The organism is Stenotrophomonas sp. 704A1 (assembly GCF_030549525.1).
Lineage (GTDB): Bacteria > Pseudomonadota > Gammaproteobacteria > Xanthomonadales > Xanthomonadaceae > Stenotrophomonas > Stenotrophomonas tuberculopleuritidis.
In genome coordinates this window covers 2,366,756-2,381,593 of the sequence record NZ_CP130831.1, presented here as the reverse complement: position 1 = coordinate 2,381,593, position 14,838 = coordinate 2,366,756, and the positions used below count along the sequence as shown (strand labels likewise).

Sequence of the window (14,838 nt, the reverse complement as noted above, 5' to 3'; positions counted from 1 at the left end):
TAGCGTGGGCGCGCAGTAAGCCCACGCCCGCCCGCGCTTTGACGGACGTGCCGCAAACCAGACCGCTATCTCTCTTCCGAGACCGGATGCCGTTCGAAGCGGCACCGGGTCTCTTTGCCAAAAATATTCTGAGGTACTTATCAATGACACACGTAGCCACCAGAAATCGCAGCCTGTCGCAACCTCGCCACAGCATGCTGGTCGCCGCCATCTGCGCCTCACTCATGTCCGTCTCTACCGGATCCATGGCAGGCAACGGAATCCATATCAACGCGAACGCAACCGGACGGTGTTTCAGCGTCAACGACTCGCAAGACCTGTGGCCGACAGGAACGCCGAGCGTTGCAACCGAGTTTCCGCGAAGCCTCAATCCGTTCGACACCGATCAAAAATGCGATTCGACAGATGCTTACACACAAACTGACACCGTGCTGTTCTACCGGCCAAGCTCCGTGCAGGGCACGGGCGCCACGTCGCTAACGTTGGGTGGCGAGCTGGCGGTAAATGGAGGGTTCATCAACTTGTCCCATCCCAACAACAGCAGTATGCGAATCGGTAACGCCACCACAACGGCGGGCCGGGGTGCCACTGCCATCGGCTTCGACGCGACGGCATCTGGGGACACTTCTATCGCAATAGGCTTCAAAGCGAGCGCGGAGGGCCAATACGCACTGGCGTTCGGCAATAGTGCGAGCGCGCGCGGCACTCAAGGCTCTGCGTTCGGTGCAGCCGCGACCGCAACGGGCAACTTCTCTTCAGCGTTTGGCAATCAAGCTAGGGCTCGCGGGGACTCTGCCACCGCGATTGGACGCGATGCGATCGTCGATGCGAACATCACCAATGGTATCGCGATCGGGCGGAACTCCAGGGCTGAGGGTAACGGTGCCGACGCCGTGGCGATCGGTTTCGGGGCGAAAGCTCAGCACGCGTTCGGTGTGGCGCTGGGGGCCAACGCTACGACAGACAGTGTACGCAGGGTGGATCCTGCCACGTTGATGAACAAGCGCTACGAGTTCGGCAGCAACACGGCCGCCGTTTTGAGTGTCGGCAACGCCGCGCAGACTCGGCAGATCATCCACGTAGGTGCGGGATCAGTGAACGCAACGAGCACGGACGCCATCAACGGTTCCCAGCTCTTCGCGGCATACGATGCCATTAGGGCACTGGAAGCCGCCGACCGGACGCGTCAACAGGAGATCGCCACTCTGGCTGCAACGGATGCGACCCACACGACTGCCATCGAAAGGAATGCGGAGAACATCGAGCAGGCGCGCCAGGCGCAAGTGAGCGCGATCGGATCGGTAGCGGCAGCGATCGGCGGTGGCGCGCAGGTTGAGAACGGCGTTCTCGTCATGCCGGAGATCGTGCTGGACAGTATTTCCAGTGGCACGGAGCAACCGCAGTCTCTGCTGGGCGCGATACAGGCCTTGGACGAGACGTTGGTGGCGAACGACCTCGCACTAGGCAACACCTTCGACATCGCGCAATCGGCCCTGGATTTGGCCACGGTGACAGGGCAGCGCCAGAACGAGGCAGCGTCTCGCCTCGATGATCTGGAGCAACGCAGCCTGCTATGGGATGAGGACGCAGCTGTGTACACCGCCGGAAATGACGCTTCTAGGGAAAACCGCATCTCACAGGTGGCAAACGGCGTGTCGCAGACCGACGCTGTCAACAAGAGGCAACTGGACGTCGTCGGCGATGCGGCAGAACGTGCGCTGACGGCAGCAGATGAAGCGAACCGGATGGCCCTGGATGCTCAGGCGGCAGCCGGCGATGCGCAGCGGTCCGCCGACGGGGCGCTTGATGTTGCAAATTCGGCCTTGGCGTCTGCTGGTGAAGCGAAGACGGCGGCCGACACCGCGCAGGCCGCCGCAGGGACGGCGCTCGCCGCAGCAGAAGAGGCGGAGGCGACGGCCGTTACAGCGTTGACGTCCGCCACGGCGGCCAACACCAAAGCCGAGGACGCCCAGCGCCAAGCCGAGTATGCGACGACCGCGGCAGGCGATGCCCAGCGTTCAGCGGACGCCGCACGGGACACGGCCGATCGCGCTCTGACATCGTCCACTGGCGCATTGACGGCGGCAACGGCCGCGCAGGCGACCGCCGATACCGCGCTGGGTGCGGCGAACCGCGCGCAAGGCACTGCCGATACGGCGTTGACTGCAGCGAGCGATGCGAAGGGCGCTGCAAGCACGGCACAGACGACCGCCGATACGGCGCTGACCGCGGCCAACGATGCGAAGACGGCGGCAGACTCGGCCCAGGGAACGGCGAACACCGCGCTGGCTAATGCCGGGACCGCGCAGGCCACGGCTGACACTGCCTTGGGTTCGGCCAACCGTGCGCAAGGCACTGCCGATACAGCGCTGAACGCAGCGAACGATGCGAAGGGCGCTGTAAGCACGGCACAGACGACCGCCGATACGGCGCTGACCGCGGCCAACGATGCGAGGTCGGCGGCAGACTCGGCCCAGGGAACGGCGGACACCGCGCTGGCCAATGCCGGGACCGCACAGGCCACGGCTGACACTGCCTTGGGTTCGGCCAACCGTGCGCAAGGCGCTGCCGATACAGCGCTGACCGCAGCGAGCGATGCGAAGGGCGCTGCAAGCACGGCACAGACGACCGCCGATACGGCGCTGACCGCGGCCAACGATGCGAGGTCGGCGGCAGACTCGGCCCAGGGAACGGCGGACACCGCGCTGGCCAATGCCGGGACCGCGCAGGCCACGGCTGACACTGCCTTGGGTTCGGCCAACCGTGCGCAAGGCACCGCAGATACAGCGCTGACGGCGGCCAACGATGCGAGGATGGCGGCAGACTCGGCCCAGGGAACGGCGGACACCGCGCTGGCCAATGCCGGGACCGCACAGGCCACGGCTGACACTGCCTTGGGTTCGGCCAACCGTGCGCAAGGCACTGCCGATACAGCGCTGAACGCAGCGAACGATGCGAAGGGCGCTGCAAGCACGGCACAGACGACCGCCGATACGGCGCTGACCGCGGCCAACGATGCGAGGTCGGCGGCAGACTCGGCCCAGGGAACGGCGGACACCGCGCTGGCCAATGCCGGGACCGCACAGGCCACGGCTGACACTGCCTTGGGTTCGGCCAACCGTGCGCAGGGCGCTGCCGATACAGCGCTGACCGCAGCGAGCGATGCGAAGGGCGCTGCAAGCACGGCACAGACGACCGCCGATACGGCGCTGACCGCGGCCAACGATGCGAGGACGGCGGCAGACTCGGCCCAGGGAACGGCGGACACCGCGCTGGCCAATGCCGGGACCGCACAGGCCACGGCTGACACTGCCTTGGGTTCGGCCAACCGTGCGCAAGGCACTGCCGATACGGCGCTGACCGCGGCCAACGATGCGAGGACGGCGGCAGACTCGGCCCAGGGAATGGCGGACACCGCGCTGGCAAATGCCGGCACCGCACAAGCGACGGCCGACACCGCGTTAGGTTCGGCTAACCACGCGCAAAGCACCGCCGACAACGCACTGGAACAAGTGGTTGCTGCGAGGAACGAGACAACACGACTTGCTAACTCCGCCGAAACGACGAGGGAGCAGATCGAGCGCGGCGCATTGGGTCTTGTGAGGCAGGACTCGGAGACGCAACGGGTCACGGTGGGCCGACAAACCGGAGGATCGGTCGTGGATATCCTCGGAACTGACGGAACCAGAGCATTGACAGGCTTGAGCAAAGGTAAGGTCAGCGACGGCAGTACGGACGCCGTCAACGGAGCGCAGCTTTACGCCGTCGAGGGGCTCGTGAGCAGGCAGAGGTCCGTGCTGACGGATCTGGAAAGGCAAACCATTACTCAGGGCGAGTCCATTCGTGGCATCAACGAGCGCATCCGCGAAGGAAATGTCGGCTTGGTCGTCCAGGACGAGTCCACGAAGGACATCTCCGTTGCCAAGCGGCGAGGCGGGCAATTGGTCGACTTGACCGGTACGGATGGCGCGCGCCGGTTGACTGGCATCGCTGAAGGCCGGATCGAAGCGGGAAGCAGCGATGCAGTGACGGGTGCGCAGGTCAACAAGCTCGCCAAGCGTCTGGATCGGATGTCTGCGGTGAACGAAGGCGTAGCGGTCGATAGTGCCGGCGATGGCAGCGATCGGGCCGTTGCCCTGCCGGGTGGACGCTCGGTCGCAATCGGATCAAGTGCCCGTGCGATCGGCGATGCCAGCGTAGCGGTGGGTCGTGACGCGTCGGCCGTGGGTCACCAGAGCACGGCAGTAGGCAAGGATGCGGCCGCCGATGCGCCGAATAGCGTTGCCTTGGGTGCAGGGTCGCGCGCGGACCGCAGCAACAGCGTTTCGGTCGGATCACCCGGCGCTGAGCGACAGATCACCCACGTGGCGCCGGCCACCCACGATTTCGATGCGGTGAACCTGCGGCAGGCCCGTACGATCTCGCGACAGGACGCGGGCTGGGCCATCTTCCAGGCGAATGCCTACACGGATGCGCAGATCGGGCAACTACGCCGTCAGGCGAACTCGGGCATTGCGCTGGCCATGTCCATGTCTGGCTTGCCGAGCAGCGCCACGCCCGGCAAGAGCATGATCTCGATGGCGGGGTCGACCTTCAATGGAGAATCTGCCGTCGCGGTCGGATTCTCGACCGTCTCCGAGGATGGCTCGACGACGCTGCGTTTGTCGGGTTCGACGAACCGAGAGGATCACGGCGTCACGGTGGGCGTTGGATTCCAGTGGTGAACCAGTAGTCGGCATCGCTTACCCGGTGCAGCGCTTGATGAAAATTGCGAACGCCATGACTAAGTCATGGCGCTAACAGCAAGCGCGCAGAAAATGAGCGGCTTCACACCAGTGTCCGCTTCTGGTCTTGGATTCAACCAATCAACAGTTTGTCGATCTCGCTCTGCTGGTGTTTCGTAGTCCAGCATCTTGCGTGGCCGCTCGTCGAGTTGACGTCAAACGGCGTCCAGCTTGGCCTGCGTGACATCGGCCAGATTGATCCCTTTGGGGAAGTACTGCCGCAGTAGGCCGTTGGTGTTTTCGCTGGTACCGCGTTGCCAAGGACGGTGCGGGTCGCAGAAGTAGATCTGGATGTCCGTGGCCAAGGTGAAGCGGCGGTGCGCCGCCATCTCCTTGCCCCGATCCCAGGTCAGCGACCGGTACAGCTGCTTCGACAGACGGCGTGCGTTCTTGATCAGTGCATTGACCTCGGTCTCCGTGTCCTTGCCTGCCACCTTCACCAGCATCAGATACCGCGTCTGTCGCTCCACCAGCGTGGCGATCTGACTGTTCCGGTCACCGAACAGCGGGTCGCCTCCCCAATGCCCTGACACGGCCCGATCTTCGGCACTGGCCGGCCGCTCGCTGATCGAGACAATGTCGGTGATCAGGCCGTGGTTCTCTGTTTTCTGGGTGTAGTGTCGTGAGCCACGCATCGCCCGCGTGCGCCTCAGATGGACGAGCCGTTCCTGCTTCAGCGCTCCGCGCGACCGGATGTAGAGCGTGCGATAGATGGTCTCGTAGAACACCTGACGACTCGCATCATCGGAATAGGTGCGTTTGAGCCAGTCGGCCACCTGCTCAGGCGACCACTGCCACTGGTTCTTCTCTGCCACGCGAGCAGCCAAGGCTCGATGCAGCGCCAGCTTACAGGTCTTGGGGCGCCGCGCTCGGCCCCAGGCAGCCAGGTCGGCTTGGTTGGCGCGATAGTCTTCAGCGCCCTCGTTGCGCCGGATCTCGCGGCCGACCGTGGATGGCGCCCGTCCCAGCAACGCGGCGATCGTGCGGATCGACCGTCCCGTCGCCAAGCCGCGGGAGATCTCCTCGCGCTCGGCCAGGTTCAGTGCCCTCGTGGATCGTCGCCTTGTCGGCGGACGAATGCCGCCATGCTCGGCCAGGATGCTTCGGACGGAGCTGTGGTGCCGGTCAAACAGGGACGCGATCTGGTGCAGCGACTCGCCCTGCTGCCAGCGATCCCACATCAGTGCCTTCTGGGCGTCGGTGTAGTAGATCCTCTTCCTACGCTTCATCTTCAACACTCCCGCCACCTATGCAGCTACCCGTGTGCTGCGTCGATCATATGAATCCGCGGCCGGAAGCAGACATCGACGGGGCAGGGGATTAGGAAGATTTATCGCGGGTATGGATGCGCACCGCGCTCGCAACCGACGTTGTGCTCGGCTTTGCTAGATCGACGATGTCTGCTGTACTCGGTTTCGAGTTCAATCTTGAACTCGAGGGCTTACCCGACTCTGATGCGGGGGGGGGGCGTGGCAACGGCCCTTCGCGCAGACAGAAGAAGGAGGGCAAGAGAGGGCCAATCGAGGACTTGGTGCCCTACTGGATCTGCGAGGCGTCCTGAGATTCGGCGGTAGATCGGGTGTTCCAGCTTCCTTTGAGCCAGAACCGCCTACGCTTGGTTTTTGGCCAGCCATGTCGGCGGGACCTGCTGGGGCACTTGCAGGTACGCAATGACGCCAGCGAAGACGTCCAGATCAATTGCGGGTTGCGTTACTTCCCGACTAGGAGGATCTAACCGGACTAAGACCAAGGGCCGCCCTTGGCCGATTTGTTGGGAGACGTAGGAATCGCGAAGCACCCGAATACATTCCACGCGAAGTGCATGCTCACAGTTTGATGTTATCGAGCCGAATCTTTTGGAATGGCTGCGACGATGTCTCGCGCGAATGAGCATGAGCGCGGCGCACGTATCCGACGGCAGTTCCGTTCGAATATGTCGCGGCGCCAGCGCGCCATCCAATGAATTGCGGCCAACCACTCGGCCGCGGGTACAATGTCTCTGAGTGGATCAGTGCATCAGGGTGCGCTCGAGCCTCTTCGGCGGTTGTGACACGATATCGCCTCAACATTCCATTGTTCGAATCCAGGACCGCGTGATTGAGGCGGTGCCTAGATGGAATGCGCCTAGCTATACACTCATCGAACTCAAGAGCGATCGCGGCTGCGTCCTCAATTTCTCGGAAGTAAACATTTGCCATCCCTGTGAGCAGCTGCTGCTGATTGAGCATCCGCACGTCATTCTCATTCCTGACGTCAACCCAACGACTGGACACAGGAAGCGAGTAGACATCGCCGTCGTATGCCAAGAACAAATGCCTGGGAGTGAGAGGAAGCAGGCAGATCGCCCCAGATTTTGCCAAGCCTGGCGAACCCATTCTTTCATGTCCAGGGCGCAGGTACCAACGATTCGTATGAATCGCCGGATCGTCACTAGTGAAGAAGTCGACAGCTGAACGATTGCGCAGCAAACACACTTTGAGGTCCTCGACGACAGAGACCATTTCTGGCACTGTCGACATCGCCACCTGCACGGCGTCCGCGATAGACGCACGGAACTCTTCGGGCGCCCCAGTCGTGTCGACCACCTCATTAGACAGAGCAGCGAAAGCGCGCGAAGCCGCATCTGTCCGCAGGTGCTGCAGCACCCAGAACGAGCGAAGGATCTCAGAGTCGTCGCTGGTCAAGGTGTAGCCGGGACTAGAGATGCGCGACACAGCTGCAGAATAAAGCCCTTCAATCACCTGCATACTCTTTTCGTAGTGAAGGTCCTTTCCATAGAAGTAGTCCGCCGAACATTGATTCTTCGCCGGCGCATTAGGGACCGCACGGCCCCGTGCGAAGTTAAACAGATTTATCGCCAAGCCTTCACCATTCAGAGTGAATGGCCTCAGGTGGCATCGCGGCACATAATGCTGATTCTTGAGTGCAGGCATAGAGCGTGATTGTGCCGTTATCCGGTTTTCGGAAGCAAGCGTTCCCGACAAAGTGCGTTGCTGGCGAGCGGCATTCACGTAGACAGCTGCCGCCGAGGGAGGGGAGGGGAGGGGACGGAACAATCGGTGACAGGGTGCGGCAGTTAGACTTATCGCAAATTCCGAATTTTTCGGAATTTATCACGGTCTGCGCAGTCGACCCCGGCATGCGGAGCGCCCTAAAGCGCGGGTCATCAGGAATGATACCGAGAGGGGGCAGCGGCCCGCCACCGAAAATGACCAACCTTCCACATCTGCCTATAGCAACCCGGCTGTTCCGAGTCGGGGCGGCATGGTATACCTCAACTGTAGCCTTGGGGAGACAAGCCCCGGCTTAACCTTGCATCCCCAAATCATTACGTAGCTCACATGTCGCCCACTTTCAACGACCTGCCAGAAGCCCTTCCGGGTCCGGACGAGCTGAAGGGCGACCCTGCACGCCAAGCCGTAGCCTCTATCCGAGGTATCGTGTACCAGATTTGGTGGACGATCGATGCCTGGTTACGTTTGAGCTCATCAGATGAAGTCATCTTCCTGGAAGGTGCAGAGGATCTTGACCGCATAGCATCAAGCGGAGCCATCGCCGAACAAGTCAAGCATGAGGCGCAGAGGCTCTCGCTTAACAACCAGCGGTCCCACGAGGCGCTTGAGAACTACTGGACGCTCAGCCAGCGCGAATCGACCCGGCACGTTGACTTTCACTACATCACGACTGCCTCCGCCGCGCTTGAACAAGATGCACAATTTGGTGGTATCACGGGCCTCGAGGCGTGGCGAATTGCTCAAACCGATCCCGAAATGGCGACAAGGATCCAATCCTATCTCGCAGCAAAACTCGCAACTAACAGCGCGCTGAAAGCTTTCCTCACATCGGCGACAGCGGAGCAAGTCAAAGAACGCCTCATCAATCGCGTTCATTGGTTTCTAGACCAGCCCGGCCTCGAACAGGTGAAGCAGAGCGTCGACGACAGACTTGTCGTCCGTTTGAACTCAGCTAAAGCCCCGCTATCGTACGTCGGGGCAGTCCGGGATCGCCTTCATTCCTTCGCCTGCGATGTACTGGTCCGACAGGAGTCCGCCAAGCGCCGTTTGTGTCTTGCGGACCTCCTCAGAGAGATTGACGCCGCCACAACGGAACACATCCCGGTCCCCGCACATCAGTACCAGCAGTTTCAATCAGCACTCCAGACAGGCGCCTTTGACCCTGGCTCTGCGCTTCTTAGAATTATGCGACTGCCCGTACCCCGGGCACCATCACCGCTCCTGAACCGAGCATCTCTCATTGAGCACGTTAGACAGCGAATTGCGCAGCGGAAGACCGTGTTGCTAACTGGCACTATCCACAAAGGAAAGACGACCATTGCTCAACTGGTGGCAAGTTCATTGTGTCCAGATGCATGGTGGTTCACCCTTGCCTCACGCAGCGGAGTTGACACCGACAATATCTTGAAAGCAATTGCGGCATGCGTTAGCGATGAATCAACTCCTTCGCTTATCGTAGTCGACAACATTGACCTTTCCCCGAATACACATGGGGCATACAAGGAAACATTAGCGCTGCTGGTAAATCGCGCTCTGCGCTCGGGGCGTGGCTTACTTCTGACTGCTCGCGGTGAGTCTGCCGAAGCAGCGCAGCTCTCGGACTTTGCGAACATCGAAACCATCGATGTTCCTGAGATGTCGGTCGAAGACGTCCAAGAGCACTGCCTTAGTAATGGCTGTCCTAAGCACATGTGTGAGGCGTGGGCGGCCTTCATTCGCGGAGCCGCTGGAGGCCATCCCAAGCTGGTTCAGGTGAGAATCGCCGAACTTGAGGCCAAGCAGTGGCCACCGCCCACACCAAGTGACATCACGACGATCTCGCCAGCTATAACTAATGCAAGACAGGTCGCACGGCGGATGTTGAGCGAGAGCGTCTCGCCCGAGACGGCGGCATTTGTGTACACGGCCGCGGAGGCCGCACTGCCCCTGACCCGGCCGATGCTGCTCAGCCTGACCCAGGCGGTGGGCGGCATCGTAAATGGCGGCGACATCATTGATGCATTGCAAGGCAAGTGGCTAGAGCAGGCTCTCGTAGGAAGGCTGAGTGTGACTCCCCTCCTAAAGGGCTCTGCTGGAGAGGTGTGGTCACTGGGACGCAGGCGGCTTGCCCACAGCCAGATCTATGATGCAATCGCAGGCGTCAGGAGTCTGGATGTATCCGACGCAGGGGCGCTCCTGTTCCACGCCTACATCGCGCAAGACGCGGGCCGCCTCATGCACTGCGCACGCATTCTGGAAACCATCGACGAGGACACCATATCGGCCGCTGTCTTTCAGCATCTTGTTTGGCTACCGTACGTGTCGTTATCTGAAGGCCAGCGCTTCCTTGAATCCCAGCCGTTCGTCAGTGTCGTACTACGTCAGCTTCAATTTTCAGTGGCTACCCAGCTCGATTCGGAGATGCTACCGACCATCCTGACCCGCTGGACCGAAGAGGTTGATCAAATCCCTGAGCAGGAACCGCGTGCGGCGCTCCAGGTCATGCGCTGCTCCAAGTTGTTCACCAATAGGAATCCACGGATTCAGCTAAGACCGAAGTTGACTGCGATTGGCATCCTCAGCAGGTTGAAGGGAGAGGCTGCAATTCTTGCCGAGGAATTCGCTCGTCAGTTCATGGCCCAATCCGATGAGCTGTTGCATGGCTTGCCACCTAGCGCGACGAGCACACAGTTCTTTCTCTCGCTCCAAGCGTCTTCTGTGCGAGATCTGGAGGGCTTGACGCAAGTTGTCGACTGGCTTGAGTTAGATGCCGACGTCGATGATCGGCGAGCCTTCGAGACTATTCTCACTTGGCCTTTAGTAAACTCTTGCGGAGCCTTCGTCCACGGCGCCTGGGCCTCACAGAGCGCTAGTGGAACAGAATGGGAGCCTACGATTGCACTTCTGTCCCGAGCAGGGGCGATCGCACGCCGCTTAGGCCTCACCCAGTTCGGTAGTGAGGTAGCGAAGGCCCTTTCCATCATCCATGGCGAGTACCTTCATGATCATTCGGCGGCAATTCAGATCTTGGAGCACGCGGCGTCAGCGCATGGGGAAACTCCCACAATTCGTGAGCAGAGAGTGAATGCCCTCTTCCAAGCGAACGATGAAGTCGGTGCTCTTGCTGCTTGGAATTCGCTTGTTTCCGACCCAGTGGCTGCGAGTGGCTTAGACGCTTTCGCGTTCCGACGAGCAGGAATCTGCGCTTGCCGCCTTGGGGAATGGTCGCAGGCTGAGCATTATTTTATCGCTGGCTCAACTGTTCGGCCCGAGTACCGTCTTAGCATCACGAAGTTTGGGCTCCTAGTTGACGCCAGTCACGTTATGGCTGTAGCTGGCGCGCCTCAGCGCGCCGCAAAAACGCTCACTGATATGCTGGCTGACTTGCCAGCGACGGCTCAGGACGATGGAGAGGATGGCTGGGATGCCATATTTCAGCTCATCAATGGCGTTTGCAATCTAACTGATGCCATCGCAAGACAGAAAGACATCTCAACACTGAGGCTACCCTTCGGAAAGGCCTCTGAGCCTGGCCTAAGCTTTGGCCAGCCGCGCCCTGGCCAGGCGATACGGACTCAACTTAGCGTTGTAAAAGCAGGGCTGTTGGCTTCCCAGCTTGGGGACATATCTCCAAAGTTCCGGACCCAACTAGAAGCCTTGCGAACCTCGAACTTCCCATTGGTGAGGTTCTCCGTTGCAGAGGCACTTCTTGCGTTTGAGTTCAATGCTGGAACGAGCAAAGAGTTCGTATGCGTGCTCGCTGATTTTGAACGAGAGTTCAACCTCATCACTTCACTTGTCGATTACCCTCAAGAGCTGCCGAGCAATGCTGGCAACATGTCTACGAATGCGTCTAGATTAAGCCCCGAGGGATTGTTTGCAGTTTTTGCCGCAGCTGCAATCTGCTGCGATAACCCCGCGCGGACCATTGGCGCGTGGCAGGTCGATGCAGCTCGCACTTGGGGACCAAATAGTGTGATCGTCTCGATGCTTGCCGACATGTCATGCGGTTTTGCGCTGTCGGGCCAAGCGGCCCGGGCCGCTGCCAGCCGCCAAGTAGAACGCTCCTCAGTTGGCAGAACGTTCGGAGCGGCACTTGCGCTCATGCAGAACTCCTCTCTCACCCCTGAAGACGCGTTCCACATTCACCTTCTCGCATCTTCGGCGACGGTCTGCTTCTCCGAAGGTTTATTGCTTCAGAAGACGTTCGGCAGGCCTTTGGCACGTAGACTCTCTCCGACCTGGAAGCACTTGGCTTCAACTTCGTCCCGATTCAGTTCTCCCCAGCACCTTCCCGCGCTGCACGAAACAGTTGCCGCGGTCGACCGTGGTGAGGCCTCTATAGGCGAACTCCTGAACGCTGCAGCGCGTACTATTGACGCAGTTGTTGGTGAAGTGGGGGCTAGGCTGGAGTAGACTCCGATGCGCCTGTCGCCATCTTTGTAGCGAACGGCTGCAACAGGCTGCGTCATCGGCAAGATTGCACAGATTCCAACTATTGGCGGCAGCGATTTCGGATAGACCGCTTGGAAATCGGCCGCCAATGGCAACCCGCTTTTCAAGAGTTTATCGCTGATCTATGGGGATCACTGAGGTAGGGCGAAACTCACTTAAGAAGTCGTGCTGCTGGATTGTGTTCGGCAGCGCCCGCCTGAAAGTACCCAATCACGCTCGCCACGGAGCGATGCTCTGTCATCGCCATCACCGCTGGCAGCGGCACGCCTTGCCTACCAGCCTCGGTCACAAATCCTGATCGCAAGCTATGGGCCCCAAAATCCCCCTCCAGCCCCGCCAGACGGGCTCGGCGCTTGACGATTGCGGCCACCGAGCCCGGAAGTAGGGCGGGGCCGACTCGATCCTTCCAGATCCGTCGGAAGATTGCACCCTCATGGATATCTGCCGCCTCCAGCCAGATCGCCAAAGCGTCAGCACTGCGACCGAGGATGGGCTTGTCCGGCGTCGAATCCGTCGTCACCCCTGCCTGCTGCGTCTTTGAGTACTCCAGCCGGTAAATGTAGCCATCATTGCCAACCTTGCGCAGGTCACGCATGTCAGCAGCCGCGATCTCGCTGCGCCGGCGGCCGCCGCTGGCGAAGCCAAAGCAGAGCAGGGCACGATCGCGCAGGCCCTCTAGGCTGTCATCGCAGGTGGCCAGCATGGCTTCCAGTTCGGCCCGGGTGATCGCGGTCTTTTTGGTCGGCCGCTCACCACGCTTGACCGCGGCGCGGCGGGCGCGGCTGAGCAGGGTGCGTACGCTGGGCAGCTCGCACGGGTTGGCCAGGCGCTTGAGCTTGTGGGCGGTGGACAGCACCGCCATGCGCTGGACCACGGTCGACAGCTTCAGCGGCCCGATCTTGGCCTTGAGGCCAGCGCCGACCAAGGCCTGATCCAGTGCCGGCGGCAGCTCGCTGACCAGCTCGGCCTTGCTTCTACGCTGAATGTGGTCAACCAGGAACTGGATCACCACGGCCTCGCTGACCGGAAGCGCAAGTTCGAACCCGTAGCGTCCCTGGTGCCATCCGGCCCAGTAGCGCAGGGCGGTGGCATAGCTGCGGGTGGTATTCGCCGCGGCCGCCTCAGCGAGCAATTGGCGCACTGCATCGCCGGCTTGCTGGGCCAGTTGCTCCGGCAGGGCCAACTGAGTCGTCGTTGCCGGCAAGATAGCAGTAATGGAATTTCGATTCATAATATGTAATGTACAATATGAAATGAGGCACCTACTAGCGATAATCATCACTTATCGCGAGTACGTTACCAGCAGAGTAGGGTGCCAGTACAGGAGACTTCGCATGGCCCGCGGCATCACCGAATCCGACGTCCACACCGCCGCCGACGAGCTGGTGGCCAAGGGCGAGCGCCCAACCGTCGAGCGGATCCGGGCTCACCTGGGGACCGGCTCTCCGAACACCGTGACTCGCTGGCTGGAAACGTGGTGGAACCGACTCGGCACGCGCCTGCAGCAAGCGCGTCCGGACCTGAACGATGCGCCAGCGGTGTTGGCGGAACTCGCCGGGCAATGGTGGGAACTGGCGTTGAAGCATGCACGGGAGGCCGCCCATCGAGAGCTTGCAGAGGCTGAGCAGTCGTTGGCCGCCCAGCGTGATGCACAGGAGGCAAAATCTCGGCTTGTAGCTGACGAGTTGACGCAAGTGCGTTCAGAGCGTGACGCTGCAATCACTGGCGAGAGGATTGCAACGACTCAAGTCGCAGAGCTGCAGCAACTGGTTGACCAGCTCCGTCTGCAGATCTCAGGACTCGCAGAGCAGCGGGACCTCGAGCTTAGAAGAGCCGATCGAACTGAGGCAGCGAGACAGCAACTTGACGTCCGGCTTCATGAGGCCCTAGAAACGGCGAAATCTGAGCGAGAAGACTGGGCCGAGTACGCCAGATCTGTCGAGAATCGGGCGCTGAGCGATGTTGATAGAGCGCGCCAAGAAGCGAAAGAACTCCAGGCGCAACTCAACAGCATGGCCGAACATCACAGGTCAATTGAGAGACAGTTGCGCCAGGATCTCCATGCCGCCCAAGCAGCGGCAGCGACGGCGAGCCAAGCCGCGAACATCCTGCGCGGACGGAGTGACGCCCTGGAGCAACAACTTTCGAGCCTGCGAGATCTGCCGGCGCAGCTCAAATCGGCCTTCAAACGGAACCAAGAAGTGAAGTCACCACCTAAGACTCGCTCAAGGCGACAAAGCCCGAAATAGCGCCCTACGTAAGCAGCACCCAGTCAGACCAAGCGCCATCCGTGGATCAATAAGGTCTGCAGTGGACAGCCACGAGTCGAGATTTCCTGCAATGGTTCTTCATGCACTGAAATTGTCTCCCTTAAAAGCTGAAATCTTTGCAATGGCAACCTAAAAATCTCCGCGATGAACATCTGCAGCAACCCAAGATTGTCTGCCTCGCAGACCAGAATCTCTGCCGACGAACACCGCGATCTCATCCTTGGCCGGGGACTGAGGACGCAGGCAAGAGCCGAGCCAGAGGCCCAGCCATTGCCACGCAGAGGAGACGAATGCCGTAACAGCCCGATACAGCATTTCGCATAATGTATATTATGT

Annotated in this window: 5 protein-coding genes and 1 pseudogene; 3 read left to right on the top strand and 3 right to left on the bottom strand. The window is 60.7% G+C overall.

Features of this window, described 5'->3' with window-relative positions; all coding sequences use genetic code 11:
* Positions 1-194 precede the first annotated feature (194 nt).
* Positions 195-4,724: a YadA-like family protein gene (locus tag Q5Z10_RS11185; protein WP_303635505.1), complete on the top strand. Its 4,530-nt coding sequence runs from the start codon at positions 195-197 to the stop codon at positions 4,722-4,724.
* 143 nt (positions 4,725-4,867) lie between these two features.
* Here the strand turns inward: Q5Z10_RS11185 and Q5Z10_RS11180 are convergent.
* Positions 4,868-6,013 (bottom strand): annotated as a pseudogene (locus Q5Z10_RS11180) (IS30 family transposase); the annotation flags it as partial.
* Positions 6,014-6,610: 597 nt separating this feature from the next.
* Entirely contained in the window at positions 6,611-7,717 is a 1,107-nt protein-coding gene (locus Q5Z10_RS11175; protein ID WP_303635504.1) for a DUF4238 domain-containing protein, read from the bottom strand.
* A 408-nt stretch (positions 7,718-8,125) separates the two neighbouring features.
* Between Q5Z10_RS11175 and Q5Z10_RS11170 the strand changes: the two genes are divergently transcribed.
* The gene (locus Q5Z10_RS11170) at positions 8,126-12,193 is read left to right on the top strand and encodes a hypothetical protein (protein WP_303635503.1); all 4,068 of its coding nucleotides are present in this window, start codon (positions 8,126-8,128) and stop codon (positions 12,191-12,193) included.
* A gap of 190 nt (positions 12,194-12,383) precedes the next feature.
* Here Q5Z10_RS11170 and Q5Z10_RS11165 read toward each other — a convergent pair whose 3' ends face one another.
* On the bottom strand, positions 12,384-13,463 hold the full coding sequence (locus Q5Z10_RS11165; RefSeq protein WP_303635502.1) for a site-specific integrase: 1,080 nt from the start codon (positions 13,461-13,463) through the stop codon (positions 12,384-12,386).
* 103 nt (positions 13,464-13,566) lie between these two features.
* Here Q5Z10_RS11165 and Q5Z10_RS11160 point away from each other — a divergent pair, with 103 nt between their 5' ends.
* A complete protein-coding gene (locus Q5Z10_RS11160) occupies positions 13,567-14,481 on the top strand; it encodes a DNA-binding protein (RefSeq protein WP_303635501.1) in 915 nt (304 codons plus the stop codon).
* The last annotated feature ends 357 nt before the right edge of the window (positions 14,482-14,838 follow it).

Bases quoted from the DNA above. Each gene is read 5' to 3' on its own strand.
- Q5Z10_RS11170 (WP_303635503.1), top strand. From the start codon at position 8,126: ATGTCGCCCACTTTCAACGACCTGCCAGAAGCCCTTCCGGGTCCGGAC.
- Q5Z10_RS11160 (WP_303635501.1), top strand. From the start codon at position 13,567: ATGGCCCGCGGCATCACCGAATCCGACGTCCACACCGCCGCCGACGAG.
- Q5Z10_RS11185 (WP_303635505.1), top strand. From the start codon at position 195: ATGCTGGTCGCCGCCATCTGCGCCTCACTCATGTCCGTCTCTACCGGA.
- Q5Z10_RS11165 (WP_303635502.1), bottom strand. From the start codon at position 13,463: ATGAATCGAAATTCCATTACTGCTATCTTGCCGGCAACGACGACTCAG.
- Q5Z10_RS11175 (WP_303635504.1), bottom strand. From the start codon at position 7,717: ATGCCTGCACTCAAGAATCAGCATTATGTGCCGCGATGCCACCTGAGG.